Raw genomic sequence first — 25,756 nt, 5'->3', positions numbered from 1 at the left:
CGCACCGGACCATCGCAACACATCTCTACCGAGGGGCACCACTCGAACGTCTCGAGGTGGGCGGTTCGAGAGGACGCGCCCGGGTCCTTGTTCGGGTTAGTGTTTGCAACGGTAGATCGTGACCTCGAATTCGACACTCAGGAGCGCAGGACGATGACAACCACAGGTTTCGGGATCGACGTCGGCGGCAGCGGCGTCAAGGGCGGCACGATCGACCTGAGCACCGGGGAAATGATCGGTGACCGCATCAAGATCCTGACCCCGCAGCCGTCCACACCCGATGCGATCGCGGGCACTGTCGCCGAGATCGTCGAGCAGGCCAAGTGGACCGGTCCGGTCGGCATCACCTTGCCCGCTGTCGTGACCGGCGGCGTCGCGCGAAGCGCCGCGAATATCGACAAGTCCTGGATCGACACCGACGCCGCCGCTCTGTTCGGCAAGGCACTGGGCGGGCGCGAGGTCACCGTCCTCAACGACGCCGACGCTGCCGGAATCGCCGAGGACTCGTTCGGAGCGGGCAAAGACACCTCCGGCGTCGTGATCTTGTTGACCTTCGGCACCGGAATCGGATCTGCCGTGCTGCACAACGGAGTTCTGTTGCCCAACACCGAGTTCGGCCACCTCGAGGTCGACGGCAAGGAAGCCGAGCACCGGGCGGCGTCGTCGGTGAAGGAGAAGAAGGACTGGAGCTACAAGGAGTGGGCGGTCGAGGTCTCGCGAGTTCTGACCACCTTCGAGAACCTGCTCTGGCCAGATCTCTTCATCGCCGGAGGCGGAATCAGCCGCAAGCACGAGAAGTGGATTCCGCACCTGACCAACCGCACGAAGGTCGTCCCCGCCACCCTCCTCAACACCGCGGGAATCGCCGGAGCTGCGCTCGCATCGGTCGGACTGACTAGGCCGGCCGCCGTCGCCGGATGAGAAAACCCGCACGTGAAAAGCGGAAAATCTACCTGTTACGGCCCGCCGTGACGTAAGAGTTTCCTGAGAGTCGTTACAATGGTGAAGTCCGGCTGCGCGCCGGCCAACAACCATTGACCTCTCCGCCGGATCACCACTCTGGCGTGACGCCGCACGACACCGTCACGAAAGGGCGTACGTGGCAGCCACCGATACACGTCAGACTGCTGATTCTCCATCAGAGTCAGAGCCACAATCTCCAGCCGTGGAGGCGGCCACCGTCACCGCTCCGGCAGCCAAGAAGGCTCCGGCGAAAAAGGCCCCCGCCAAGAAGGCAGCAGCAAAGAAGGCTCCGGCCAAGAAAGCTCCGGCCAAGAAGGCAGCAGCTAAGAAGGCCAGCCCCAAGAAGGCCGGCGATCCTGACGCCGAAGACGGCGATGTCGAGTTGGAAGACATCGACATCACGGACGGCGACCTTGCCGAGGTCGAGTCCGATGTCGTCGAGGTCGTAGCAGTCGGCGAAGACGAAGAGACCGCTGCAGAGCCGTCCGAGAAGGACAAGGCTTCCGGCGACTTCGTCTGGGACGAGGAAGAGTCCGAGGCTCTCCGCCAGGCACGCAAGGATGCCGAACTGACGGCGTCCGCCGACTCGGTTCGCGCCTACCTCAAGCAGATCGGCAAGGTCGCACTCCTCAACGCCGAAGAGGAAGTCGAACTGGCCAAGCGCATCGAGGCCGGCCTCTACGCCGTGCAGATCATGCAGGACCTCGCTGACAAGGGCGAGAAGTTGCCTGCGGCTCAGCGACGCGACATGAGCTGGATCTGCCGCGACGGCAACCGCGCCAAGAACCACCTCCTCGAGGCCAACCTCCGCCTGGTCGTCTCGCTCGCCAAGCGCTACACGGGCCGCGGCATGGCGTTCCTGGACCTCATCCAGGAAGGCAACCTCGGTCTGATCCGTGCAGTCGAGAAGTTCGACTACACCAAGGGTTACAAGTTCTCGACCTACGCCACGTGGTGGATCCGTCAGGCCATCACCCGCGCAATGGCCGACCAGGCTCGCACCATCCGTATCCCGGTACACATGGTCGAGGTCATCAACAAGCTCGGCCGTATCCAGCGTGAGCTGCTCCAGGACCTGGGCCGTGAGCCCACGCCGGAAGAGCTCGCCAAGGAAATGGACATCACGCCGGAGAAGGTGCTGGAAATCCAGCAGTACGCGCGTGAGCCGATCTCTCTCGACCAGACCATCGGCGACGAGGGCGACAGCCAGCTCGGTGACTTCATCGAGGACTCCGAAGCTGTTGTCGCAGTCGATGCCGTCTCGTTCACCTTGCTGCAGGATCAGCTGCAGTCGGTACTCGAGACGCTGTCCGAGCGCGAAGCCGGCGTGGTTCGCCTCCGCTTCGGTCTCACCGACGGTCAGCCGAGGACTTTAGACGAAATCGGACAGGTCTACGGCGTCACGCGTGAGCGTATCCGCCAGATCGAATCGAAGACGATGTCGAAGCTGCGCCACCCGTCGCGTTCGCAGGTTCTGCGCGACTACCTCGACTAGTCACACCAGCTATGCACACAAGAGGCGCTCTCCGGATCTCCGGAGAGCGGCTCTTGTGCGTTTGCCGCCTCAGACCAAGAGTGTGTCCCGGAGTTGTGCGACATCGTCCTCGCTCAACTGAAGGCCGTCCCGGACGTAGTTGTCGAAGTTGCCGTACACCCGATCCACCGTGGCGAAAGACGTGTCCAGCCAAGACTGTTCGACGCCGTCGATGAACGCGCTCCCCGTGCGGGGTCCGGTGAGGTACTGATTGCTGAGCATGTAATCGGCGTTCACGTCGGTGCGACTCACGCCGAGGACGGTCAGGAGAACTGCGGTCATCCAACCGGTACGGTCCTTGCCCGCCGAGCAGTGGTAGAGGACTGCACCGTCGGTGTTCGCGACGTTCACCAGCGCGTCGTGGAATGCGCGGCTCGCCCCCGGATCGGTCACCATCAACGCGTACATCGTCGGCATGTCCACCAGCGCCGGGAGGTTGGCGGGGTTGGTTCCGATGACGTCGAACCAGTTGCTTCGCGCCCCGTTCGGAAGGCGATCCTGCGAGAGCGTTCGTTCGACGACCGTACGGAAGTCGTCGACCGATTCCACTCCGCGTTCGCTCAACGACGCGAGATCCGACGGTGTCAGCTTGTCGAGGGCATTCGAGCGAAATACCTTCCCCCACCGAACGGTCTGCCCGTCCGCGGCGTCGTAGCCACCGATGTCACGCGCGTTCGACGCACCCTCGAGGTGCAGCGATCGATCCGCGGCAACCTGCGCAGCTGTGGGTCCGGCGTGGTCGAGAGCGGGAATTCCACCGGCGAGCGCCGGGACCGGTGCACACGAGATGATCAGCGCACACAGAGCGGTCGCGGCGGGACGGGCGATTCTGTTCGACATCCGGACAGAATAGGACCGCAATCAGGACTTCGTACGAACCTTGATGTACAACGAGGCGACCGGTTCGATAACTCTTGCCGCCACCGGGCCGATGACCGCCATCAGGAGCACGTAAGCAGTTGCCAATGCGGCAAGTTCGGCGTCGACGGCGCCTGCGGACACCGCGAGGCCGGCGATGATGATGGAGAACTCACCGCGGGCGATCAGAGCGGCACCGGCGCGCGCCTGACCCATTCGCGCGACACCCTGACGTCTGGCCGCCCAGGCGCCGGTTACCAGCTTCGTGATCGCCGTGACCACTGCCAGGATCGCGGCCCATCCGAGGACTGGCGGAATGGAACTGGGATCGGTGTTGAGACCGAAGACCACGAAGAACATTGCGGCGAACAGATCTCGAAGGGGCTCGAGCACGCGACTGGCATTGTGCGCCGTCGACCCCGAGATCGCGATTCCGAGGAGGAATGCGCCCACAGCCGCCGACACCTGCATCGCCGAACTGATGCCGGCGACCAACAGTGCGGCACCGAGCAGCTTGAGCAGGAGCGTCTCACTGTCGGGACTGTCGAGGAGGGCAGAGACGTACCGTCCGTATCGGAGGGCCACGACAAGAACCACGGTGATGACCAACAACGAGATCCCGACCGCTTCGAGCCCGCCCATGAAGCTCACGCCCGCGAGCATCGCGGTCAGAATCGGCAGGTACAGCGCCATCGCCAGGTCTTCGAACACCAGAATCGAAAGCACGACCGGTGTCTCGCGGTTACCGAGGCGCCCCAGGTCGCTGAGCACCTTGGCGATGATTCCCGAAGACGAGATGTAGGTGACGCCGGCCATGACCGTCGCCCCCACGACGCCCCAACCGAGCATCAAGCCGACAACCGCGCCAGGGGTGGCGTTGAGGACGATGTCGACGATGCCGGCTACCCGCGAGCGTTTGAGACCGGTGACGAGCTCGGCCGCAGTGTATTCGAGCCCCAACAGCAGCAAGAGCAGGACGATCCCGATCTCACTTGCCAGATGGGAGAACTCGCCGATGTCGCCGAGCTGGATGAAACCGCCCTGTCCGAAGCACAGGCCGCCGATCAGGTAGAACGGGATCGGCGACATGCCGACGCGAGCAGCGAGCCGTCCGAGCAGTCCGAGCGCGAAGAAGACCGCGCCGAGTTCGATCAGTGCGAGGGTGGTTGTGTCCACGCGCCAGTCAGCCGTTGGCCAAGATTTTTGCCGCTGCAGCCAAACCGTCCGGCGTTCCGACTGCCACGAGAAGGTCTCCCCCGGTGAACGTGAAGTCGGGGTTCGGAGACGGGCTCACCTGTCCTGCGCGCATGACGGCGACGATGGACACTCCGGTGCGCGTGCGCATGCCGGTGTCCCCGAGGGTCTGTCCGTCGTAGCGAGAACCGTCCTTGATGTAGAGCTGTTTGGTTCGAATGCCCGGAAGGTCACGGTGCTCTTCCTCGAGCTGAGCAACGAGCTGTGGGGCACCCAGGAGATTGCTGAGCGCTGCCGCTTCCTCGGTGGTCAGAGGCAGCGAGGCAGCACACGCGTCAGGGTCGTCTGCCTTGGAAACGATGAGGTCGGTATGACCGTCCCGATGGGTGACGACACCCACGCGACGACCGGAAGACAGAACAAAATCCTTGCGCGTCCCGATCCCCGGTAGTGGGGTGACTTCTACGTTCATACACCAACGGTAGCGCCGATCGGTGACCTGCATCGCGGGAGGGCCGTTATCCGCGGGGAGCACTTCGCGGCGAGCGAACCGGCGACCTACCGAACCGGCGAAAACACGCCGTTCTCGCCCGGAAAATACTCGACGACAGCGGTGACGGCTGCGACGGGAATCGGGGCGTACAGATGCGGGAATCGCATCGATTCCGGGTCCGAGGGGACACCCGGTTCGTACTTGACCTGACCGACGAGCAAGGCCGGATCGATAGCCAGAAGGACTATGTCGTCACGGCCGGCAAAGATCCGATTGGCCGGGAGATGAACTTGCGCCGGAGTCGACATGTGGACAAATCCCTCCGCCTCGAATCCGTCGGGGATACGTTCACCGAGCTGTTGTGCCCGCGCCCACTCCTCGCGCGTGCACATGTGGAGCAACTCGACGCTCTCGTCGACAAGTGGTTCGCGTCCCGGGTTCATCCGCCCAGAATATCGGGCTGAGGTCGGCGATCCGAATCAGCTGTCAGCGAACAATCTTCACCCGAGAATGCCTGCCCAGCGCATTTCCAGTGAGACACAACACTAAGAAACGCCTTCGGGAACAACCCGTAAACCCCAAACGTCTGTAAGAGTGGATCTACCGCGCCATTCCGACGCGGCGGACCAGGCCCCAGGCACGCGGCCCGAATGCCGCAAAGCCAGTACGGAGGAGTCATGCCCGGAACACTGACCAGCCCACAGTTGACCGCTGCCGACCGGTGCGACCGGTGCGGTGCCGGAGCACGCGTACGCGCCGTGCTTCCCACCGGCGGCGAGCTTCTCTTCTGCGGACACCACGCAACCGAACACGCGGATCGACTTCGCGAGATGAATGCCGTCGTCTCCGAAAGCGAACCCGCAATCTGACCTGTCAGCCGGGGGTGGCCTCTTCACGAGGCGCGCCATGAACGCCAGAACGGGCGATCACAGTCACTGTGATCGCCCGTTCTGCCGTTCCGGGGCCGCAAGCACGCGAAGCGTGCGGGACCGGTATCGGCTGCTACCAGCTGCGGAGAATCGCGATGCGTTCGGTCAGCTGATCGACAGTAGCGATGGCCGTCGGCGGACCGCCGCACACCCGGCGCAGTTCCGCGTGAATGATGCCGTGCGGCTTACCAGTGCGGTGAACGTTCATCGCCACCAACCCGTTGAGCTCCTTGCGGAGCGCACCGAGCTGATCTGCCGTGGCCGCTCGATCGGATACCACTGCCGCCGTGGGTTGCGGGGCGGCGGCCTTGGCCGAGTTGGCCTCGACCTGCGTCTGCTGGCGTTGACGCAGCAATGCCCGCATCTGATCGGCGTCGAGTAGGCCTGGCAGACCGAGGTAGTCGGCTTCCTCGTCACTTCCGGCGAATGTCGCGGTACCGAAGGATGATCCGTCGTAGATCACCTGGTCGAGTTCGGCATCGGCGCCCAGGGACGTGAACGCCTTCTCCTCCTCGCCCAGCTCGTCCTTCTGCTTGTTCGCATCGGCGAGCAGGTCGTCTTCGAGGCCGTCCTTCTCACGATGCGGCTTGCCGAGTACGTGATCACGCTGGGCCTCGAGCTGTGCGGCAAGGTCGAGAAGCACCGGCACCGACGGCAGGAAGACGCTGGCAGTTTCGCCCTTACGACGCGAGCGCACGAAGCGCCCGATCGCCTGAGCGAAGTACAGCGGAGTCGACGCGCTGGTCGCGTACACACCGACCGCCAGACGGGGAACGTCGACACCCTCGGACACCATGCGGACCGCGACCATCCATTTCTGGTCGCTCGCACCGAATTCGGCGATTCGCTTGGACGCGGTGGGGTCATCGGACAGCACGACGGCCGGCTGTTCGCCGGTGATCGCTGTCAGGGCCTTCGCGTACTCGCGGGCCACTGTCTGGTCCGTCGCGATGACAAGTCCGCCGGCATCGGGCATACCGGTACTGCGCAGCTGCGCCAAACGGGTGTCTGCTGCTTGCAGCACGGCAGGAATCCAGTCGCCGGCAGGGTCCAAGGCCGTACGCCAGGCCCGAGTCGTCTGCTCGGCGCTCAGCGGCTCGCCGAGTCGAGCGGTGAATTCCTCGCCGGCGTTGTTTCGCCACCGTGCCTCGCCCGAGTAGGCGAGAAACACGACGGGGCGAACCACGCCGTCCTTGAGGGCATCCGAATATCCGTAGGAGTGGTCGGCTTTCGAGCGGAGCAGACCTTCCTTGTCCGGCTCGTACTCGACAAAAGGAATGGCACTGTCGTCACTGCGGAACGGGGTTCCGGTCAGTGCGAGACGCCTGGTCGCGTCGCCGAAAGCTTCACGAATGGCGTCGCCCCAGCTCTTGGCGTCGCCGCCGTGGTGGATCTCGTCGAGGATGACCAGCGTCTTGCGGCCCTCGGTCCGCACACGATGCTTCGACGGGTGCGAGGCAACCTGGGCGTAGGTCAGCACGACGCCGTGATAGTCACTCGAGGTCTGGCCGGTCGAGTTGGAGAACCGCGAGTCCAATGCGAGGCCGGAGCGCTGAGCGGACTCCGCCCACTGGTGCTTGAGGTGCTCGGTCGGCGCCACGACGGTTATCTGGTCGACCGTCCGGTCACGGAGCAATTCCGAAGCTACCCGCAGAGCGAAGGTGGTCTTACCTGCTCCCGGCGTTGCGACCGCCAGAAAGTCACGCGGACTGCTGGAAAGGTATTTGGTCAGTGCACGGCGCTGCCATGCACGAAGGGAACCGGTAGGGGCGCCAGGTTGGGTTCCCGCGGATTGAGCTCCGGCGGGTTCGGGCGACTTGCCGAACTCGGCTGCCACGGTCTCAGACGTCATAGGCCGCGCCTCCACTGGAATCGCACTGTTGTCTCGCGCTCCTCGAATTTTCATCAATGTCCGGCGACGAGCCTAGCCGCCGCCACCGACGAAAGCCGCACTCGAAGCGCGTACTCATGGCCGTTCTCACTCCGGCCGGCGAGGTTTCGCTTCTCTCGCATCCTGCCGACCTGCACGCGAATTGTCTCAGAAATGTGCGACACGTCGGCGCCATGGTTGGGCAACCGGGTGTGTCGTCAGGGATGCTGGAGACATCATGAGTGAAGCGCGAGGCGAGAAGTCGAGCGGAAGTGATCTGCACCACCGCAGATGGCATCCGCTACGCCGCACCGGGCAGTTGATCGGTCGAACCCTGAGCAAGGCCTGGGACGATTCCATCTTCGGAAAGGCGGCTACGGCCGCGTTCTGGCAAACGCTGTCGCTTGCTCCCCTGCTGCTCGGCCTTCTGGGAATGATCGGCTACATCGGTGGGTGGTTCGGACCCAACACCGTCGAGATCATCGAATCCAAGATCGTCACGTTCAGCGGAACGATCTTCAGCGAAAGCGTCGTCGACCAGATCATCCGCCCGACGGTGACGGACGTCCTTCAGCGCGGACGCCCGGAGATCATCTCGGTGGGCTTCCTGCTCTCCCTGTGGGCGGGATCATCGGCGATCAGTACGTTCGTCGACTCGATCGTGGAAGCACACGGGCAGCAGGATGCCCGCAATCCCATCTGGCAGCGCATCTTCGCCCTGCTGCTCTACGTGATGTTCCTGGTGATGGCGGTGTTCATCCTGCCGCTAGTAGCTCTGGGGCCGACGCTCGTCGGGCGAGCACTGCCGGCCTCCTGGTACGTGGTCGGATCGAATCTGGTCGACACGTTCTACTACCCCGCTGTCGGTCTGCTGGTGATCATCGGCCTCACGACGCTCTACAAAGTCGCTCTGCCGAAGTCGCTGCCGTGGCATCGGCTGCTCGCGGGCGCCCTGGTCGCCGGTGTGTTCTTCATGGCCGCCAGCACCGGATTGCGCTGGTACCTGGGATTCGTCACCAGCACCGGCTACACGTACGGCGCACTGGCAACGCCGATCGCGTTTCTGCTCTTCACGTTCTTCCTCGGTTTTGCCGTCGTGCTCGGCGCCGAGTTCAACGCGACGGTTCAGGAGTTCTGGCCCGCTCGTGCCACTCGGATGGAGCAGATGCGAGAGTGGCTTGCGGCTCAGAACACCGACGAAAAGACCGGTCCGGTCACCAACCTGACCTGGCACCTGGCCACCAGCCCGATCCGCATCTCGGGCGACAAAGCGGACCCGGCCACGGTCCCCTCGTACGGGCGGCCCCGCAGCAGACAAACCGAGAGCAGACAATCGGAGTCGCGCCAGAACTCGTGCGTCGACCAAGATCCCTGCGATGAACCGCACGCAGACGCGAAGAGCCCGGCGGCCGACTGCGTCGAGGCTGTCGATCCGCCGAGCTCCGGAAGTACTCCCGCTCGCCTGACCAGAGGTCAGTCGCCCTTACGGAGTCCTTCGTAAATCTTCTTGCAGTCCGGGCACACCGGTGATCCCGGCTTGGCGGACTTCGTCACGGGAAACACCTCACCGCACAGCGCGACGACATGGGTTCCCATGACGGCGCTCTCGGCGATCTTGTTCTTCTTCACGTAGTGGAAGAACTTCGGGGTGTCGTCGTCGGTCGTTTCGTCGGTGGAGACGTCGGGACGTTCCTTGGTTTGAGTGCTCACCCCTCCAATAATGCCGTCTCCGTCACAGCGGTGCGACCCACGGGTCGTGTGCAATTGTCGGCCGAGAGTGGAACAGTGGAGTCATGGCACGAAATGGCGCGTTCGGCAGGTCCGACGAGGCCGGGACTCCCGACAATCCCGTACTGATCACCGAAGCGCAGCAGTCCGTCGAAGAGCAGCACAAAGCCCGAGTGCGCAAGTACATGATCATCATGTCCTTCCGGTTCCCGGCGTTGATCCTCGCGGCGATCGCGTACGGCATCTGGGCCAACGCCTGGATCTCGATGCTCATCATCGGTGCATCCATTCCGCTTCCCTGGATCGCCGTCCTGATCGCCAACGACCGACCACCGCGCACCAAGGACGAACCGAGTCGATACGACGGACGAAAGAAGACCGCAGGCGAGATCGAATCCGCGACGCACCACACCATCGAAGGCTGACAAGTTCCGCCTGCGAGAATGACAGGGTGAGAAGCGAAACGCTCCTGTCCATCACCCCTGCGCTGCGTGAGGCTCTGCTTCGCAATCGATTCGACACCGGAACCACGCTCGAGGCGTTGGGTCCCGAAGTTCACGCTGCTCTCGGTCGAAGTGAGCCGGTGCCCGTGCGCCGCGCCACCCGAGAACTCGGGGACCTGGGCGTTCTCATCAGACTGTTCCTTCTCGCCGATGACTGCCCGGCGGGCGACGTCGCCGCGGCGCTGGCTCCGCTGACAATCGCGCAGTGCGTCGACGCCGGTCTGCTCGAAGGTGAGAACTTCGACAGTGAGAATCCGCTCGTGCGGGCCGCGGTGGATCTTCGCCCCATCGACGTCGGCGACGGCGATCGTTGGGTGATCTCGGATCTCGACGGCGGAATCCGTCCCAAGAAGGCCACGGCCGATCATGTGCTGGGCGTCGGGCATGCGTCACTGTCCTTGCTGCAGGCCACGCCCACCGCGAGGGTCGGCAGCGTGCTCGACCTCGGTACGGGATGCGGCATCCAAGCCCTGCACGCGAACACGTACGCCGATTCGGTCACCGCAACCGACATCAATCAACGCGCTGTCGACCTCACGGCAGCAACCATGGCCCTCAACGGACTGGACGTCGAACTCCTTCAAGGGTCCTGGTTCGAACCCGTCGAGGGTCGAACCTTCGACCAGGTGGTCGCCAATCCGCCGTTTGTCGTCGGCGAGGCACGCGTCCATCACACGTACCGCGATTCCGGCCTCGATCTCGACGGTGCGAGCGAATTGATGATCTCGCAATCGATCGACTACCTGAACCCCGGCGGCACGGCAGCTCTGCTGGCGTCCTGGGTGCACGTCGAAGGGCAGGACTGGCGGTCGCGGATCGCGTCGTGGCTGCCGGCCCACGGCGTCGATGCCTGGGTGGTCCAGCGCGATGTCGCGGATCCGGCTCTGTACGTCGGTACGTGGCTCAAGGACGGCGGGCAGGATCCGCGAGATCCTGAAACGGCATCGAGAGCAAACGCCTGGCTGGATCACCTCGAAGAATCCGACGTCGAGGGCGTCGGCTTCGGTTTCGTGTTCCTTCGCCGCACCGACTCCCCCACCGACCTGATGGCCGAGGACCTCATGCACGGCTTCTCGGACCCGCTCGGGGCCGAGGCGCTCGCTTACTTCGACCGTCTTGCCTGGTTGCGTGAACACGACGTCCTCGAGGAACGCTTCGTCCTCGATCCGGACACGGCTCTCGAACGCGTCTACCTCCCCGGTGACGAGGGATGGCAACAAGTGGTCACGCGTGTGCACCGCGGCAACGGACCGCACTGGCAGCACGAGATCGACGAGCTCGGTGCTGCGCTGTTGGCCGGACTCCGAGCGGATGGACTGGTGGTCGACGAATTGATCGAACTTCTTGCCGCGGCGAACGGCGAAGACCCGAACCAGCTACGCGAGGCCGTCGTCACAATGATGGTCTCGCTGGTTCGACACGGGTTGGTGCTTCCCGTCACGAACTGAGTTCCCGGTGAGTTGCAGATTTTTGTGTTCTCAGCAACTTCTCAGGACGACTGGGAAATAACTGCAGGTCACGGCGATTTAGCGGAAATCGGCACGGGAACTTTCCCGGAACTCTCACACGTTGAACTGTGTGAGAGACCGCCGATAGGGAGGCAAGTCATGACAAGCCCCAGCACCACTACTCGCATTCGTCCGAGCGCCGCAGATCTGGACGCCCAGAGCCCGGCCGCAGACCTGGTCCGCGTCTACCTGAACGGGATCGGTCGTACCGCACTGCTGACAGCAGCAGACGAGGTCGAACTGGCGAAGCGAATCGAAGCGGGGCTGTACGCCAGCCACGTCCTTGCCACGGGAAAGCGCCTGACAGTCGCCAAGAAGAGGGATCTCGCAACGATCGTTCGCGAGGGACAGTCGGCACGTAGCCACCTCCTGGAAGCGAACCTGCGACTCGTCGTGTCGCTGGCCAAGCGCTACACCGGCCGCGGCATGCCGCTCCTCGATCTGATTCAAGAAGGCAACCTCGGACTCATCCGTGCAATGGAGAAGTTCGACTACGCCAAGGGCTTCAAGTTCTCGACGTACGCCACCTGGTGGATCCGTCAGGCGATCACCCGCGGAATGGCTGATCAGAGCCGCACCATCCGGCTCCCAGTCCACCTCGTGGAGCAGGTCAACAAGCTCGCCCGCATCAAGCGCGAACTGCACCAGCAGCTCGGGCGAGAAGCCACGGACGACGAGTTGGCCGAAGAGTCGGGCATCCCGGCGCACAAGATTGCCGACCTGCTCGACCACAGCCGCGACCCGGTAAGCCTGGACATGCCTGTGGGCAACGACGAAGAAGCGCCCTTGGGCGATTTCATCGAAGATTCCGAGGCGACCTCGGCCGAGAACGCCGTCATCGCCGGTCTGCTGCACAGCGATGTGCGCAGCGTGCTCGGGACGCTCGACGAGCGGGAGCAGCAGGTCATCCGACTTCGCTACGGTCTCGACGACGGCCAGCCCCGCACCCTCGATCAGATCGGCAAGCTCTTCGGCCTCTCGCGTGAGCGGGTTCGTCAGATCGAGCGTGAGGTCATGGGCAAGCTCCGCGTCGGCGATCGCGCCGAGAAATTGCGGTCCTACGCGAGCTGATCAAACAACACAGCACGTGCGTCAGCGCGCCACACCACTCGCGCTGACGCACCGCACAAAGCACCGGCCACCGCTACTTCCCTCCCCCTCGGGAATGTGCGGTGGCCGGTGTTGTTCGCTGTGTCTACCGCAGCCGCCTGGGCCCCAGGTCGATTGCGCTCGGCTCAGGTCCGATTCGGACACGTGAATCGGTGATCTCCGCCCCGGTAGCCGAAGCGAGTACCGGCTCACAGGCCAGTTCGCGGACTTCGGGAATGTCGTCGGCCAGCGCCGAGATGCGCTGAACCAGATCAACCAACGCACCCTTGTTGACCGGAACGGCGTTGCGGTATCCGGAGAGAAGCGGCGCGGCCTTGGGCGCGTCGATCAATTCCGTAGCAGCGTCCTCGGTGAGAGGCAGTACGCGATAGGCACGGTCACCGAGGAGATCGGAGATCACACCGGCAAGCCCGAACGAGATCAGCGAACCGAACGACGGGTCGTCTTGGACACCAACCACACATCCGATGCCCTTGGTTGCCATTTTCTGCACGTGCAGCAGCGGTTCACCCGACGCGGCCGCAAGATCTCGGTAAGCGAGGCGCACCGATTCCGGTCCACTCAGATCCAGCCTGACGCCGCCCAGATCCGGTCGGTGTCGCCACATTTCGCCGGTTGCCTTGACCGCGACCGGGTAGCCGACAGCATCCGCTGCCTCTACTGCTTCGTCTTCGCTCAGGACCGAACGGAATTCGACGACGGCGACCCCGTAACACTCGAGCAGCGCCGCCGCTTCCACATCTGAAAGCCAACGGCCAGGAGAGTTTTCAAGCCAATCTGCCACCATCTTCTGGGCTCGCTCGGAGTCGATACCCACGGGACGAACCACCTTCGACGCAGGCTTGCTGCGCCACTCCGCATATCGCCAAGCCCTCGCCAACGCCAGGGCGGCACGCTCCGGCCCCGGGTAGGACGGCACCGAACCGCGGGTCGGGTTACCGACTTCGTCACGAACTGCCAGGACGTCCGGCACACCCTCAGCTGCGAGGAACGTGGTGAGAATCGGCTTGTCCGAGCCTGCGACGGCGTCCTTGAGTGCTTTCGCGAACGGCTCGACCGGAATGGCAACCGGGGGAACGAAGACGGCGATGACGGCATCGACGTCGAACGACGCCAAAGCGTCGCGCACGGCAGTGGCGAACAGTTCCGGACTCGCCTGGGCGCCGAGGTCGACCGGGTCGCTGACCTGCAGACCTTCACTGCGGGCCGCGTCCGCAGCGAGGACACCGAGCGCGGTCGAGTTTCCGATGACCGCAAGCCGGGGGCCGGCGGGCAACGGTTGGTATCCGAAGAGCAAGGCGCAGTCGAACAATTGTGAAATGGACCCGACCTGAATGACGCCCGCCTGTTCGAAGAGGGCGCGGACGATCGAATCGTCGATCTCGACTCCGGTGGCGGCGAGCACCGGCGGAACCGCGTGCCGACCGCTCTTCACTGCGACGATCGGCTTCTTCCGCGCAACTCGACGCGCGATGCGAGAGAACTTCCGTGGGTTGCCGAAGCTCTCCAGATAGAGAAGGACCACTTCGGTGGACTGGTCGGAATCCCAGTACTGCAGAAGGTCGTTACCCGAGACGTCCGCACGGTTACCGGCGGAAACGAAGGCGGACAATCCGATTCGGCTGCGCGCGGCTTCGTCGAGAATGGCGATACCGAGCGCGCCGGACTGACAGAAGAAGCCGACGTTGCCTGCCACCGGCAAGACCGGCGCGAGCGTCGCATTCAACGAAATCGCCGGGTCGTTGTTCGCGACACCCAGCGCATTCGGGCCGATGAGGCGCATACCGTGAGCGCGCGCTGCATGGACCAGTTTGCGTTCGGACGAGCGCCCGTCCGGACCACTCTCACTGAAGCCCGACGAGACGACCACCAGCGCTTTGACGCCCTTGTCGAGGCAGTCGTCGAGTACCGAATTGATCGATTCTGCAGGTACAGCCACGACGGCGAGATCGACGTCGTCGGGGATGTCACGAACCGTCGGATATGCCCGAACGCCGTGTACCGAACGATGCTCCGCGTTGACGGGATAGACCGGTCCGGTGAATCCGCCGCGCAGCAGGTTGGTCAACACCGCGTTACCCACTTTGGCCGGGTCCGCTGATGCGCCGATCACCGCCACCGATCGCGGGCTGAGCACGTTTCCCATGCTGCGGGCCTCAGCTGCCCGCTCACGCGAATTGCGTACTGAAACAAGCGCTTCCGTCGGGTCGATCGCGAATTCGAGTCTCAGCACGCCACCGTCGAAAGAGCGGCTCACCTGATACCCCGCCTCACGGAACACCGTCACCATGTTGCGGTTCTCGGAGAGGACCTCGGCGACGAACATCGTCAGACCGTTCTCGGCCGCTGCCGCTGCCAGGTACTCGAGCAGGATCGGGCCGAGGCCGCGCCCCTGGTGTGCGTCGGCGACGACGAAGGCGACCTCGGCAGACTTTCCGTCACCGACGTCGAGCAGTCGCTCGTATCGACCCACCGCGATGATCTCGTCGCCGAGCATCATCACGAACGCCACACGGTTGTGGTGGTCGACCGTCGTGAAGTTCTTGACGTCGCGCGCCGACATCGTGGGGTACGGGCCGAAGTAGCGCAGATACCGGGTGCGCTCGGAGAGTTTGCCGTGGAATTCGACGAGCTTGTCCGCGTCTTCGGGAACGATGGGTCGCAACGCCACCGCTCCGCCGTCGGAGGCGAGAACATCGACTACCCAGGAATGGGGATAGGTGTGAGCGGGGTCGGTCTTCGGCGCCTGGCCGCTCGCCTCGCCGCCTGCAGCTTCGGTATCGGACTGTTCAGTCACGGGGATCCTCCGGGTCGAGTCCGAGTAGCGGGAACGAAGCGCGACGTGTCGCGATGATCGCCGAGTCGATACGGGTGAGTGCACGGTCCACCGAGGCGACACCTGTCTCCGGTGTACCACCCGGGCCGTCCCACGGCGTGTAGGCGACATCGCCGCCGTCCCCCATGGTCGGCGGGAGGTCGACGCTCGGCGCTCGCAGCTTCGTCGATTCCTTCCAGTCTTCCGGGACAGCGGTGTCGACGTCGATCTCGCGATCGAGCGCTGCAGCGATCAAGTGAGTCCATGCCCTCGGCACGACGCGCACCAGTCCGTATCCCCCGCCTCCGACTGCCAGCCACCGCCCCTCGGAGTAGCGGTCGGCGAGGTCACGCATCGCCAAAAACGCGGCGCGCTGACCGTCGACGGTGAGGGCGAGATCCGCGAGCGGGTCCTCGCGGTGCGAGTCGACTCCGCACTGGCTGATGATGATCTGCGGGCGGAAGGCTGCAATGGCTCCCGGGACGACGGCGTGAAATGCACGCAGCCACAACGCGTCGACGGTTCCGGGCAGCACCGGGATGTTCACCGCCGTACCTTCGGCGGCCCCGTCGCCGACCTCGCTCGACCATCCGGTGTTCGGCCACAAGGTTGCCGGGTGCTGATGCAGCGAGACCGTGAGCACCCGCGGGTCCCCGAGGAACGCATGTTGCACTCCGTCGCCGTGGTGAGCGTCGACGTCGATGTAGGCGATGCGGTCGTAGCCGTTGTCGAGCAGCCACGAAATCGCAACCGCCGCATCGTTGTAGACGCAGAATCCAGAGGCCCAATCCGCCATCGCGTGGTGCATGCCGCCGCCGATGCTGACCGCGCGCCTCGTACGTCCCGAAGCGATTTCCTGCGCTGCGGCCAGCGAGCCGCCGGCGAGGATCGCACTGGCTTCGTGCATGTGCGGGAAGACCGGGTTGTCCTCGGTACCGAGCCCGTGGGGAACATCCTGGCCGCTCACACCGTTGTTCGCAGAGTTACCCGCGTCTTTGACCGCTGCAAGATATGCCGGTGTGTGGATTCTGAGGAGGTCGGCATCGGACGCGGCACTCGGTTCGAGAAATTCGACGCCCTCGAGAAGTCCGAGGCTTCGCGAGAGTGCCATCGTGAGATCGAGGCGAGTGGGATTCATCGGGTGATCGGCGCTCCACCGATAGCTCAGGTACTCCGGACTCCACACCACGACTCGATTCGCTCGAGACGCCGCGGGGTCCCCGTCAGATCTGATCGACGCGGTCATGGGATCACGCTACTTCCTTCTCGTTTCGTGCTGCACACCACACTCGTGGCCCGCTTCGGAGACCGAGATCGAGTGACACGAATCCGATTCGGACACGCGCTGGACTCGCCGCGGTGGAGGCGGCACCGGAACCACGAACTGAACGGTAGAATGATCAACTGACGAAGGGGTTGAGTGTGAAGGATCTAGTCGACACCACGGAGATGTATCTCCGGACGATCTACGACTTGGAAGAAGAGGGCGTAGTCCCACTCCGGGCGCGGATCGCCGAACGGCTCGAACAGAGCGGACCCACCGTCAGCCAGACTGTTGCGCGTATGGAGCGTGACGGCTTGCTGATGGTCGCCGGCGATCGACATCTGGAACTCACCGACAAGGGTCGCGATCTCGCGATCTCTGTCATGCGTAAGCACCGGTTGGCAGAGCGCCTGCTGGTGGACGTCATCGGTCTCAAATGGGAAGACGTACATGCCGAGGCATGCCGTTGGGAGCACGTGATGAGCGAGGAGGTCGAGCGTCGGCTCGTCGTCGTTCTGAACAACCCCACGACGTCGCCCTACGGCAACCCGATTCCGGGCTTGGACCAGTTGGGACTCGACGGCCCGGTTGCCACCACCGAAACATTGGTGCGCCTGACCGATATTCCGCACGGCGCACAGACAGCTGTGGTCGTTCGGCGACTGGCCGAGCACGTGCAGTCCGATCCCGAGGTGATCGCGCAGCTGCGCGACGCCGGCGTCGTTCCCGACGCCAGGGTGACGGTCGAAACCCGTCCGGGCTCGGTGACGATCATCGTGCCGGGTCACAGCGGGTTCGACCTGTCCGAGGAAATGGCTCACGCCGTTCAGGTCAAGCAGGTCTGAGGAAGTAGATGAAACTCCTGGTCACCGGCGGCGCCGGTTACGTCGGCAGTGTGTGCAGCACTGTGTTGCTCGAGCGTGGACACGAGGTTGTCGTCATCGACGACCTCTCCACCGGAAATGCCGACGCGGTGCCTGCCGGTGCCGAGTTCATCGAAGGAGACGTGGGAGCGCTTGCTGCCGACGTCCTCGGCAGTGCGGGTTCACCGGTTTTCGACGGTGTGCTTCACTTCGCGGCGCAGTCGCTGGTCGGCGAATCGGTGCTGCACCCCGAAAAGTACTGGCGCGGAAACGTCGTCACGACCATCGAGTTGCTCGAGGCGATCCGTGTCTCCGGTACTCCGAGCCTCGTGTTCTCGTCCACCGCCGCAACGTACGGCGAACCGGAGCAGTCCCCGATCGTGGAGACCGCTCCGACCCGCCCCACCAATCCGTACGGCGCGACCAAGCTCGCGATCGATCATGCGATCACCTCGTACTCGATCGCTCACGGCCTCGGTGCGACGAGCTTGCGCTACTTCAACGTCGCGGGCGCGTACAAGTCCGCCGGTGAGAACCGGGTGATCGAAACCCACCTGATTCCGCTCGTCCTTCAGGTCGCACTCGAGCAGCGGGACAAGATCTCGGTCTTCGGAACCGACTGGCCCACGCCGGACGGAACCGCGGTACGCGACTACATCCACGTGCTGGACCTCGCCGAAGCACATCTACTGGCGCTCGAATCCTCGGTTCCCGGCGAGCACCGCATCTACAACCTCGGAAGCGGTGCCGGCTTCAGCGTGCGCGAGGTGATCGCCGCCTGTGCGCGGGTCACCGGCCTGCCGATCAACGTCGAGGACGCGTCACGACGGCTGGGTGATCCGGCAGTACTGATCGCATCGAGCGACAAGGCGATTGCCGAGCTCGGTTGGACGCCCACGCGTACCGATCTCGACGTCATCGTCGCCGACGCATGGCAGTTCCTCCAGGATCTGGGCGACCGCTCACACGCTGCTCGCTAGCTTCCATTCGGCAATGCCGGCGGCAAGCCGGTGATTCCGAGCGATTCCCCGATGGACAATCCGACGGCCGCGAGGTCACGGATTCCGTCGGGGCGCATACCGGATTGCAGCGATAGATCCAGCAATCCCGCCAAGGTGTGTTCCGAATCGGCCGACAGCGCGGCCGACAGCGCAACACCTGCCAGAGGTCCGTCGCCACGCACGTATGCAAAGAAGCCGAGAAGTGTTGCCGGCCAAGCTCGTTCGGGCAACGGGACTTCATGGGTGAGCACGAGCCACAATTGCTCAGCATGTGCCGCAACGGACGTGATCGCCAATCCCAGCACCACGTCGCGCACGCGTACGTCCGTCAATGCGACCACCAGATCGGCGCATTCCTGCGGGTCAGGGCGGTGAGCGCCTGCCTCGACACGGCGGACGTGTTCCAACACCAGATCGATCCGGCACTGAACTGCGGTTTCACCGCTCGGTTCCCCACTGTGCGCGCTCGACTCTCGTCGGCTCGCGATCAGTCGGGCAATCGTGTCGTGATTGCGAGCGGCGCCGTGTACCCACCGGACCAGTTCCTCACGCGAACGGCGAATGACCCTCCCGCCCAACACCTGTGCTGCTGCAACCGACGAAGATGCCGGGTCTGGCAGGGTGCCGCGGTGAATCGAACGCATGACGCTCGTCCACGGCTGGCCAGATTCTATTGCGGCCGTGCACAATACGTCGGCCAGCTCGACGCAGGTTCCGCCGAGCATGTCTTCGAATACCTCGGCCAGCTCGATGGTTTCATCGATCAGAGTTTCAGCTGCCGAGCAATCGGTGATCACCACGAGAACGACCGCACGCGCGCCTTCCCCGTCACAGACGGCGGCGAACTGGCGCAGCGCCGCGCTCATCTGCCTCGCGGGCTTTCCCCTGACACTGGGAAAGTAGTCGTGCCGCATCACTGGTCCGAGCGTCGAGGCGGAGGCGCCCATCAGAGACAGCGCAACCACAGAGTTGGACGGATGGAAGCCCAGGAGTGCGGGTATTGCCGCGATCAATTCGCCTGGATCGGAGACGCGTTCGACGCATCCGAGAAGGGCGGCAAGGTCGTCGTCGGAGAATTCGAATTCTCCCGGAAGAGGTGATGTCGTCATGCACACACCGTCGCTGATCACCCTGACCCGGCCGTCTGCTCGACCAGGGAAAACAGCTGCGTCCAACTCGTCTGTGGATTACCGCATTTGTTGGGGACCAAGTACCGCGCCGCACCGAGCAGCTCCGCTACTTGTCGGACCTGTGTGCTGCGAAATCACTTGCCTGCTTTGACCTTCTGCACGGCTGCGGTGAACGCTTGATCCAGCGGTGCCGTCGAGGGCGTCGCAGAACCGAACGTCATCAGTGTTGTCGCCACCCGTACGTCGCCGACCTGCGCGATCAAGGTCAGCATCGTCTGATCACCGGCTGTGGCCTTGGGGGACACGACAGTGCGGCGAAGTGACATCGTCTTGTCGGCATCGATCGGCGACGGCGGAAGAATTTCCGTCGTCACTGTCGTAGTGACGCCGTTCGCAGTGACAGTCATGGACGGGCACTGCCGAGTCTGCGCTTCCAACTCGTCCAGTGGTGCATCGACCTTCGTGAGTTCGACCGAAATCGTTGCCCTCGTCGCATTGTCGGTCCCGACCGCCATCACGGTCCCGTTCGGACCGTAATCCTGTTCCGGTGGCTCACATTCGGACGGATCGACGGTGGCACCGCGCGGGACGCCGACTAGATCCGGCGCTGCCATCGGAACGGCTTGCGGGGGCAGCACAACAGCGCCGAAGGGCTCGGGGAATTCTTCGGGAGTCAGCAGCAGTTCGGACAGCGGTGCCGCCGTTTTCGGAGAGGTGGATTTCGGCGTCGAGGATTTGGGTGCAGCCGTCGTACTCGGCGCCGCCGTGCCGCTGTCGGTCGCACCGGCAGTCGCCGGCGCGGAGTCCGGAACGGGTGCTCCTTGGACCGACCCGGAGCAGCCCGCGAGTAGTGCAACGGCGGCCACCGCAGCAAGTGAGCATGCGGCCACTCGCCTGGACGATCGTGGACACACCCGCATGTAAGCCTCCGCACTCGACCGATACCGACAATCGACCAATCCATTTCGGACAAATCGGCCGTGCCGACCTTGTGTTCCACTCTGCCATGTCCGAAGCCGCGCACCCGACATCTAGCGAACGCCCAGGCCAAGTGTCGAAAGATACCGCTCAGCTTCGCTCTCGGCGAACGCCCGTCTCGTCGGATCGGGAATGATCGGTCACCGACTCGGTGTTCTTGTCGATGAACGTCTGATCCAGTGCTGTCGGGCACCTGACTCCGATGCTGTCGCGCGTGCGCCGATAGTGGACACTTGAGATCAAGACCGAAGAGCGAAGGGGACTGCGATGGACGAACAGTCGAGGATGTACGAGCTGGAATTTCCGGCGCCCCAGTTGGCGGCTGCCGACGGCCAGGGACCGATCCTGATTCACGGACTCGAGGGTTACTCCGACGCCGGTCACGCCGTGAAATTGGCGACGACGCATCTGCGCGAAAGCCTCGAGACCGAGCTTGTCGCGTCGTTTGCTGTCGACGAGCTGATCGACTACCGCTCGCGTCGACCGACGATGACGTTCAAGGCCGATCATTTCTCCGATTACGACGCTCCGGCGCTCAATCTGTACGCACTGCGCGATACGGCCGGCACGCCGTTCCTGCTGCTTGCCGGGATGGAACCGGACCTCAAGTGGGAGCGGTTCACCACAGCTGTTCGACTGTTGTCCGAACAGTTGGGAGTGCGTCGAACCATCGGGCTCAACGCGATTCCGATGGCAATCCCGCACACCCGACCGCTCGGTGTGACAGCACATTCGACCAACAAGGACCTGATCCAGGACCATCAGCGTTGGTCAGGTGAACTGCAGGTTCCCGGCAGCGCATCATCACTGCTCGAGCTTCGTATGTCTCAGCACGGGCACGAGGCGATGGGCTTTTCGGTGCATGTCCCCCACTACCTCGCGCAAACGGACTACCCGGGCGCCGCAGAAACTTTGCTCGAAAACGTTTCCGAGGTTTCGGATCTGGAGTTGCCCTTGGTGGCACTGGGTGAGGCCGCGGCGCGCGTTCGGGAACAGGTTAACGAGCACATAGCCGGGAACGAAGAAGTTCAGACTGTAGTCCACGCTTTGGAGCGTCAATACGACACTTTTGTCGCCGCTCAGGAACAACAGTCGTCCCTTCTGGCCGGCGAGGCCGACCTTCCCAGCGGTGACGAGATCGGCGCAGAGTTCGAAAAGTTCCTGGCCGAACAGGCAGGAAATGACGACTTCGGCTCAGCTGGAGACCTCGATCGAGGCGACAACTGACGAAAATGTGACGGGCGGGGCGCATAATTCGACATTGTGCGCATTCCGCAACCCCTCCGTTACCTGGGCTGTTGTTCAGGACACATCCGTCGGATAGCCTCAAACTCTGTGTGATTTTCGTTGACGGCTCAACAACTGGAGCAGACAGTCAACGTGGTCACACGCCGAGCCAGGAGGCGACATGAGCAGACCACGGAACCGTCAGCTCCGACCGGTCCCCGACGAGGAACCGCGGATGATGTTCCGGACGATTCACGGCTACCGACGCGCATTTCGGATAGCCGGCGAGGGTCCGGCAGTACTGCTCCTGCACGGAATCGGCGACAACTCGTCGACGTGGACCGAGATCATTCCCCACCTCGCCAAGAAGTACACAGTCATCGCACCTGACCTGTTGGGTCACGGCCGTTCCGACAAGCCACGCGCGGATTACTCGGTAGCCGCGTACGCCAACGGCATGCGGGATCTTCTGTCGACGCTCGGCATCGAGCACGTCACCGTCATCGGGCACTCGCTCGGCGGCGGCGTAGCGATGCAGTTCTCCTACCAATTCCCACACATGGTGGATCGCCTCGTGCTGGTCTCGGCCGGTGGCGTCACCAAGGACGTCCATCCGCTGCTGCGCCTCATGTCCGTTCCGGTGGTCAACGAGGTGGTAAAGCTGCTCCGGATACCTGGTGCGATGCCGCTCGTCCGGATGGCCGGGAACCTTGCCGGCGTAGTTCACGGTTCAAATCTGCGTCCCGGCACCATGTTGCATGACACACCGGACCTGATTCGCGTGCTCGCTGATCTCCCCGACCCCACTGCCTACGAGGCCTACCTTCGTACGCTGCGGGCCGTCGTGGACTGGCGCGGACAGGTCGTCACGATGCTCGACCGCTGTTATCTGACCGAGAATCTGCCGGTTCAACTGATCTGGGGCGACGACGACTCCGTCATTCCCGTCTCCCACGCTCATCTCGCGCACGCGGCGATGCCGAACTCACGCCTCGAAGTCTTCCGCGGCTCGGGCCACTTCCCGTTCCGCGACGATCCGATGCGTTTCCTGCAGATCGTCGAAGATTTTCTTTCCAGCACCGCACCACTCGTCTTCGACGAGGCTCGCTGGCGCCACATGCTGATCTCCGGGGTCGGCGAGAACACCATCACCGGAACGTCGTCCACCCGCATGGCGGTGCTCGACGCCATGGGCTCGGACGAGCGAAGCGCAACCTGATCCACGGTTGCGGCTAGCCTGTACGAGTGCTGCTGACGGAACTTCTCCCCGACAACGCGGATCCTGATTCCGTTTTCGACGCCTTCTCTTCGTGGACCATCGAACGAGGTTTGACGCTCTACCCGGCCCAAGAAGAGGCCGTCATGGAGTTGGTCTCGGGTGCAAACGTGATCCTTGCGACGCCGACCGGGTCAGGCAAATCGATGGTGGCGATCGGCGCGCATTTCTATGCGATGTCGCTCGGCAAGCGCACGTACTACACAGCGCCGATCAAGGCCTTGGTGAGCGAGAAGTTCTTTGCACTGTGTGAGGTCTTCGGTGCCGAGAACGTCGGCATGATGACTGGCGACGCCGCCGTGAACTCGTCGGCGCCGATCATTTGTGCGACGGCCGAAATCGTCGCGAATCTTGCACTGCGCGAGGGCCCGAACTCCGATATCGGCCAGGTCGTGATGGACGAGTTCCACTTCTACTCCGAACCCGATCGAGGTTGGGCGTGGCAGGTTCCGCTCATCGAGTTGCCGCACGCCCAGTTCCTGTTGATGTCGGCAACTCTCGGTGAGGTCGACTTCTTCTCCGAAGATCTGACGCGGCGTACCGGGAAACCCACCACCGTCGTCTCCGGCACAGAACGCCCCGTGCCTTTGATGTTCTCCTACGCGACCACGCCGGTCGGCGAAACCATCGAAGATCTGGTGACCACCAACCAGTCCCCCGTCTACATCGTGCATTTCACGCAGGCCGCCGCGCTCGAACGCGCCCAGGCACTGACGAGCGTCAACTTCTGTTCCAAAGAAGAGAAGGAAGCGATCGCCGAGGCGCTGGGTGGTTTCCGCTTCACCACCGGGTTCGGAAAAACACTCTCCCGCCTGGTCCGGCACGGCATCGGCGTTCACCATGCGGGCATGCTGCCCAAGTACCGACGGCTCATCGAAGTTCTCGCACAGGACGGGCTTCTCAAGGTGATTTGCGGTACCGACACCCTCGGCGTCGGCATCAACGTCCCGATCCGCACGGTGCTGCTCACGGGTCTGGCCAAGTACGACGGCGTCCGCACTCGGCATCTGAAAGCCCGCGAGTTCCATCAGATCGCCGGTCGCGCGGGTCGTGCAGGCTACGACACGATGGGCACCGTCGTCGTCCAGGCACCCGAACACGAAGTAGAGAATCTGCGGGCAGTCGCCAAGGCCGGCGACGATCCGAAGAAGATCAAGAAGATTCAACGCAAGAAGGCTCCCGAGGGGTTTGTATCCTGGAGCGAAGCGACGTTCGATCGCTTGGTCGCCGCATCGCCCGAACCGTTGGTGTCGCGATTCTCGGTCAGCAACTCGATGCTGCTCAATGTCATTGCCCGCCCGGGTAACTGCTTCGACGCGATGCGGCACCTGTTGGAGGACAACCACGAATCGCGTCCGGCGCAGCGCAAGCACATCCTCAAAGCGATCTCGCTGTATCGCGGATTGCTCAGCGCCGGCATCGTGGAACGCCTCGACGAACCCGACGAGTACGGCCGCATGGCTCGGTTGACGATGGACCTGCAACGCGACTTCGCCTTGAACCAGCCACTCTCACCGTTCGCCTTGGCGGCATTCGAACTTCTCGACGTCGAATCCGACAGTTACGCACTCGATGTCGTCTCGATCATCGAGTCGACGCTCGACGATCCGCGTCAGGTTCTGATGGCGCAGCAGCACTTCGCTCGTGGCGAAGCGGTTGCGCAGATGAAGGCCGACGGCATCGAGTACGAGGAGCGCATGGAACTCCTCGAAGAGGTTACGTGGCCGAAACCGTTGTCGGACTTGCTGTTCCCGGCTTTCGAAATGTACCGGGGTGGCCACCCGTGGATCACCGAGTTCGCCCTCTCCCCCAAGTCCGTGGTGCGCGACATGATCGAACGCGCCATGACGTTTGCCGAGTTGATCAGCCATTACGGACTCACCCGGTCCGAGGGCCTCGTCCTGCGCTACCTCGCCGACGCCTACCGCGCGCTGCGACAGACCGTCCCGACGGAAGCGCGCACCGAGGAACTCGAAGACATCATCGAGTGGTTGGGCGAGCTGATCCGTCAGGTCGACTCGAGCCTGCTCGACGAATGGGAGTCACTCACCGACCCCGGAGCCGAGGCAGATACGGAAGAGGTTGCGTTCGGCGCCGACATTCCCCGTCCCATCTCGGCGAACCCGCGCGCATTCCGCGTCATGGTGCGCAATGCGATGTTCCGACGCATCGACCTCGCGTCGCGTCGGCAGTGGAACGAGCTGGAAAACCTCGAGGACGGTATCGACGCCGCCGAGTGGGAGGAGCAACTACTCCCGTACTTCGAGGAGTACGCAACAATCGGAACCGGGCCATCGGCGCGCGGGCCGGCGCTCTTCCAGGTCACCGAAGAGGGTGAGTTCTGGCGGGTGCGGCAGGTGCTCGAGGATCCGGAGGGCGATCACGGATGGGCACTGCTTGCCGTCGTCGACATCCCGGAATCGGATGCCGCGGGTGAAATCGTGTTCGACGAGCTGAGCGTCGTAGAAGGCTAGCGCCTGTGCGCCTTTCTGGTAGTCGGCGCTACCAAAAA

General features: G+C 63.6%; 22 protein-coding genes. 12 read left to right on the top strand and 10 right to left on the bottom strand.

The features are described 5' to 3' along the window. Positions 1-153: 153 nt before the first annotated feature. Complete coding sequence (ppgK, locus tag ACBG85_RS13315) at positions 154-921, top strand: polyphosphate--glucose phosphotransferase (protein WP_064688893.1); 768 nt, start codon at positions 154-156, stop codon at positions 919-921. A gap of 112 nt (positions 922-1,033) precedes the next feature. Further along, a complete protein-coding gene (locus ACBG85_RS13310; RefSeq protein WP_370333980.1) occupies positions 1,034-2,458 on the top strand; it encodes an RNA polymerase sigma factor in 1,425 nt (474 codons plus the stop codon). 69 nt (positions 2,459-2,527) lie between these two features. Here ACBG85_RS13310 and ACBG85_RS13305 read toward each other — a convergent pair whose 3' ends face one another. From ACBG85_RS13305 to ACBG85_RS13290, 4 genes are all read right to left on the bottom strand, one after another. Further along, positions 2,528-3,337: a tyrosine-protein phosphatase gene (locus ACBG85_RS13305; RefSeq protein ID WP_042449914.1), complete on the bottom strand. Its 810-nt coding sequence runs from the start codon at positions 3,335-3,337 to the stop codon at positions 2,528-2,530. Between the two features lie 21 nt (positions 3,338-3,358). Next, a complete protein-coding gene (locus ACBG85_RS13300) occupies positions 3,359-4,531 on the bottom strand; it encodes a cation:proton antiporter (RefSeq protein ID WP_003942634.1) in 1,173 nt (390 codons plus the stop codon). Between the two features lie 7 nt (positions 4,532-4,538). Continuing rightward, positions 4,539-5,021 carry a cation:proton antiporter regulatory subunit gene (locus ACBG85_RS13295; protein ID WP_021344116.1) on the bottom strand — a complete coding sequence of 161 codons (483 nt, stop codon included), beginning with the start codon at positions 5,019-5,021 and terminating at the stop codon, positions 4,539-4,541. Positions 5,022-5,107: 86 nt separating this feature from the next. Then, a complete protein-coding gene (locus ACBG85_RS13290; RefSeq protein ID WP_064112866.1) occupies positions 5,108-5,485 on the bottom strand; it encodes a DUF952 domain-containing protein in 378 nt (125 codons plus the stop codon). Positions 5,486-5,719: 234 nt separating this feature from the next. Between ACBG85_RS13290 and ACBG85_RS13285 the strand changes: the two genes are divergently transcribed. Next, on the top strand, positions 5,720-5,911 hold the full coding sequence (locus tag ACBG85_RS13285) for a hypothetical protein (RefSeq protein WP_003942643.1): 192 nt from the start codon (positions 5,720-5,722) through the stop codon (positions 5,909-5,911). Positions 5,912-6,044: 133 nt separating this feature from the next. Here the strand turns inward: ACBG85_RS13285 and ACBG85_RS13280 are convergent, their stop codons facing one another. Continuing rightward, the gene (locus tag ACBG85_RS13280; protein WP_003942642.1) at positions 6,045-7,823 is read right to left on the bottom strand and encodes a DEAD/DEAH box helicase; all 1,779 of its coding nucleotides are present in this window, start codon (positions 7,821-7,823) and stop codon (positions 6,045-6,047) included. Positions 7,824-8,079: 256 nt separating this feature from the next. Here ACBG85_RS13280 and ACBG85_RS13275 point away from each other — a divergent pair, with 256 nt between their 5' ends. Further along, positions 8,080-9,342, top strand: coding sequence for a YihY/virulence factor BrkB family protein (locus ACBG85_RS13275; RefSeq protein WP_030536891.1), 1,263 nt, complete (start codon positions 8,080-8,082; stop codon positions 9,340-9,342). On the opposite strand, the gene ACBG85_RS13270 is transcribed toward ACBG85_RS13275, so the two are convergent. Beyond that, entirely contained in the window at positions 9,315-9,551 is a 237-nt protein-coding gene (locus ACBG85_RS13270; RefSeq protein WP_003942602.1) for a DUF3039 domain-containing protein, read from the bottom strand. The two genes, ACBG85_RS13275 and ACBG85_RS13270, sit on opposite strands and share 28 nt — an antisense overlap. An 83-nt stretch (positions 9,552-9,634) precedes the next feature. On the opposite strand from ACBG85_RS13270, the gene ACBG85_RS13265 reads away from it, so the two are divergent. The 3 genes from ACBG85_RS13265 (at position 9,635) to ACBG85_RS13255 (ending at position 12,651) form a co-directional block, all read left to right on the top strand. Next, positions 9,635-9,994: a DUF3099 domain-containing protein gene (locus tag ACBG85_RS13265; RefSeq protein WP_003942638.1), complete on the top strand. Its 360-nt coding sequence runs from the start codon at positions 9,635-9,637 to the stop codon at positions 9,992-9,994. A gap of 26 nt (positions 9,995-10,020) precedes the next feature. Further along, positions 10,021-11,520, top strand: coding sequence for a methyltransferase (locus tag ACBG85_RS13260; RefSeq protein WP_372027714.1), 1,500 nt, complete (start codon positions 10,021-10,023; stop codon positions 11,518-11,520). A 159-nt stretch (positions 11,521-11,679) separates the two neighbouring features. Then, the gene (locus ACBG85_RS13255; protein WP_003942639.1) at positions 11,680-12,651 is read left to right on the top strand and encodes a sigma-70 family RNA polymerase sigma factor; all 972 of its coding nucleotides are present in this window, start codon (positions 11,680-11,682) and stop codon (positions 12,649-12,651) included. A gap of 124 nt (positions 12,652-12,775) precedes the next feature. On the opposite strand, the gene ACBG85_RS13250 is transcribed toward ACBG85_RS13255, so the two are convergent. After that, a complete protein-coding gene (locus tag ACBG85_RS13250) occupies positions 12,776-15,487 on the bottom strand; it encodes a bifunctional GNAT family N-acetyltransferase/acetate--CoA ligase family protein (RefSeq protein WP_030536893.1) in 2,712 nt (903 codons plus the stop codon). Next, on the bottom strand, positions 15,480-16,751 hold the full coding sequence (locus ACBG85_RS13245; RefSeq protein WP_165638343.1) for an acetoin utilization protein AcuC: 1,272 nt from the start codon (positions 16,749-16,751) through the stop codon (positions 15,480-15,482). The genes ACBG85_RS13250 and ACBG85_RS13245 overlap by 8 nt, the downstream gene beginning before the upstream one ends. 176 nt (positions 16,752-16,927) lie before the next feature. On the opposite strand from ACBG85_RS13245, the gene ACBG85_RS13240 reads away from it, so the two are divergent. Beyond that, entirely contained in the window at positions 16,928-17,614 is a 687-nt protein-coding gene (locus tag ACBG85_RS13240) for a metal-dependent transcriptional regulator (RefSeq protein ID WP_003942150.1), read from the top strand. An 8-nt stretch (positions 17,615-17,622) separates the two neighbouring features. Further along, the gene (gene galE, locus ACBG85_RS13235; RefSeq protein WP_372027711.1) at positions 17,623-18,612 is read left to right on the top strand and encodes a UDP-glucose 4-epimerase GalE; all 990 of its coding nucleotides are present in this window, start codon (positions 17,623-17,625) and stop codon (positions 18,610-18,612) included. Here galE and ACBG85_RS13230 read toward each other — a convergent pair. Both ACBG85_RS13230 and ACBG85_RS13225 read right to left on the bottom strand, forming a co-directional pair. Next, on the bottom strand, positions 18,609-19,742 hold the full coding sequence (locus ACBG85_RS13230) for a DUF4192 domain-containing protein (protein WP_372027709.1): 1,134 nt from the start codon (positions 19,740-19,742) through the stop codon (positions 18,609-18,611). The genes galE and ACBG85_RS13230 overlap by 4 nt on opposite strands. A gap of 155 nt (positions 19,743-19,897) precedes the next feature. Then, entirely contained in the window at positions 19,898-20,653 is a 756-nt protein-coding gene (locus ACBG85_RS13225) for a sensor domain-containing protein (RefSeq protein ID WP_042919947.1), read from the bottom strand. Between the two features lie 355 nt (positions 20,654-21,008). On the opposite strand from ACBG85_RS13225, the gene ACBG85_RS13220 reads away from it, so the two are divergent. From ACBG85_RS13220 to ACBG85_RS13210, 3 genes are all read left to right on the top strand, one after another. Further along, on the top strand, positions 21,009-21,968 hold the full coding sequence (locus ACBG85_RS13220; protein ID WP_003942198.1) for a proteasome assembly chaperone family protein: 960 nt from the start codon (positions 21,009-21,011) through the stop codon (positions 21,966-21,968). 181 nt (positions 21,969-22,149) lie between these two features. After that, positions 22,150-23,187 (top strand): alpha/beta fold hydrolase, encoded by a 1,038-nt coding sequence (locus ACBG85_RS13215; protein ID WP_007732813.1) that lies wholly within the window; start codon positions 22,150-22,152, stop codon positions 23,185-23,187. Between the two features lie 26 nt (positions 23,188-23,213). Next, positions 23,214-25,718, top strand: coding sequence for an RNA helicase (locus tag ACBG85_RS13210; RefSeq protein ID WP_003942173.1), 2,505 nt, complete (start codon positions 23,214-23,216; stop codon positions 25,716-25,718). Positions 25,719-25,756: the final 38 nt, after the last annotated feature.

The organism is Rhodococcus sp. NyZ502 (assembly GCF_041464245.1).
Lineage (GTDB): Bacteria > Actinomycetota > Actinomycetes > Mycobacteriales > Mycobacteriaceae > Rhodococcus_F > Rhodococcus_F qingshengii.
The sequence above is the reverse complement of the archived record's forward strand: the minus strand, read 5'-3'. Positions and strand labels throughout refer to the sequence as shown.

Bases quoted from the DNA above. Each gene is read 5' to 3' on its own strand.
- ACBG85_RS13285 (WP_003942643.1), top strand. From the start codon at position 5,720: ATGCCCGGAACACTGACCAGCCCACAGTTGACCGCTGCCGACCGGTGC.
- ACBG85_RS13215 (WP_007732813.1), top strand. From the start codon at position 22,150: ATGAGCAGACCACGGAACCGTCAGCTCCGACCGGTCCCCGACGAGGAA.
- ACBG85_RS13255 (WP_003942639.1), top strand. From the start codon at position 11,680: ATGACAAGCCCCAGCACCACTACTCGCATTCGTCCGAGCGCCGCAGAT.
- ACBG85_RS13220 (WP_003942198.1), top strand. From the start codon at position 21,009: ATGGACGAACAGTCGAGGATGTACGAGCTGGAATTTCCGGCGCCCCAG.
- ACBG85_RS13265 (WP_003942638.1), top strand. From the start codon at position 9,635: ATGGCACGAAATGGCGCGTTCGGCAGGTCCGACGAGGCCGGGACTCCC.
- ACBG85_RS13295 (WP_021344116.1), bottom strand. From the start codon at position 5,021: ATGAACGTAGAAGTCACCCCACTACCGGGGATCGGGACGCGCAAGGAT.
- ACBG85_RS13245 (WP_165638343.1), bottom strand. From the start codon at position 16,751: ATGACCGCGTCGATCAGATCTGACGGGGACCCCGCGGCGTCTCGAGCG.
- ppgK (WP_064688893.1), top strand. From the start codon at position 154: ATGACAACCACAGGTTTCGGGATCGACGTCGGCGGCAGCGGCGTCAAG.
- ACBG85_RS13290 (WP_064112866.1), bottom strand. From the start codon at position 5,485: ATGAACCCGGGACGCGAACCACTTGTCGACGAGAGCGTCGAGTTGCTC.
- ACBG85_RS13305 (WP_042449914.1), bottom strand. From the start codon at position 3,337: ATGTCGAACAGAATCGCCCGTCCCGCCGCGACCGCTCTGTGTGCGCTG.
- ACBG85_RS13280 (WP_003942642.1), bottom strand. From the start codon at position 7,823: ATGACGTCTGAGACCGTGGCAGCCGAGTTCGGCAAGTCGCCCGAACCC.
- ACBG85_RS13230 (WP_372027709.1), bottom strand. From the start codon at position 19,742: ATGACGACATCACCTCTTCCGGGAGAATTCGAATTCTCCGACGACGAC.
- galE (WP_372027711.1), top strand. From the start codon at position 17,623: ATGAAACTCCTGGTCACCGGCGGCGCCGGTTACGTCGGCAGTGTGTGC.
- ACBG85_RS13275 (WP_030536891.1), top strand. From the start codon at position 8,080: ATGAGTGAAGCGCGAGGCGAGAAGTCGAGCGGAAGTGATCTGCACCAC.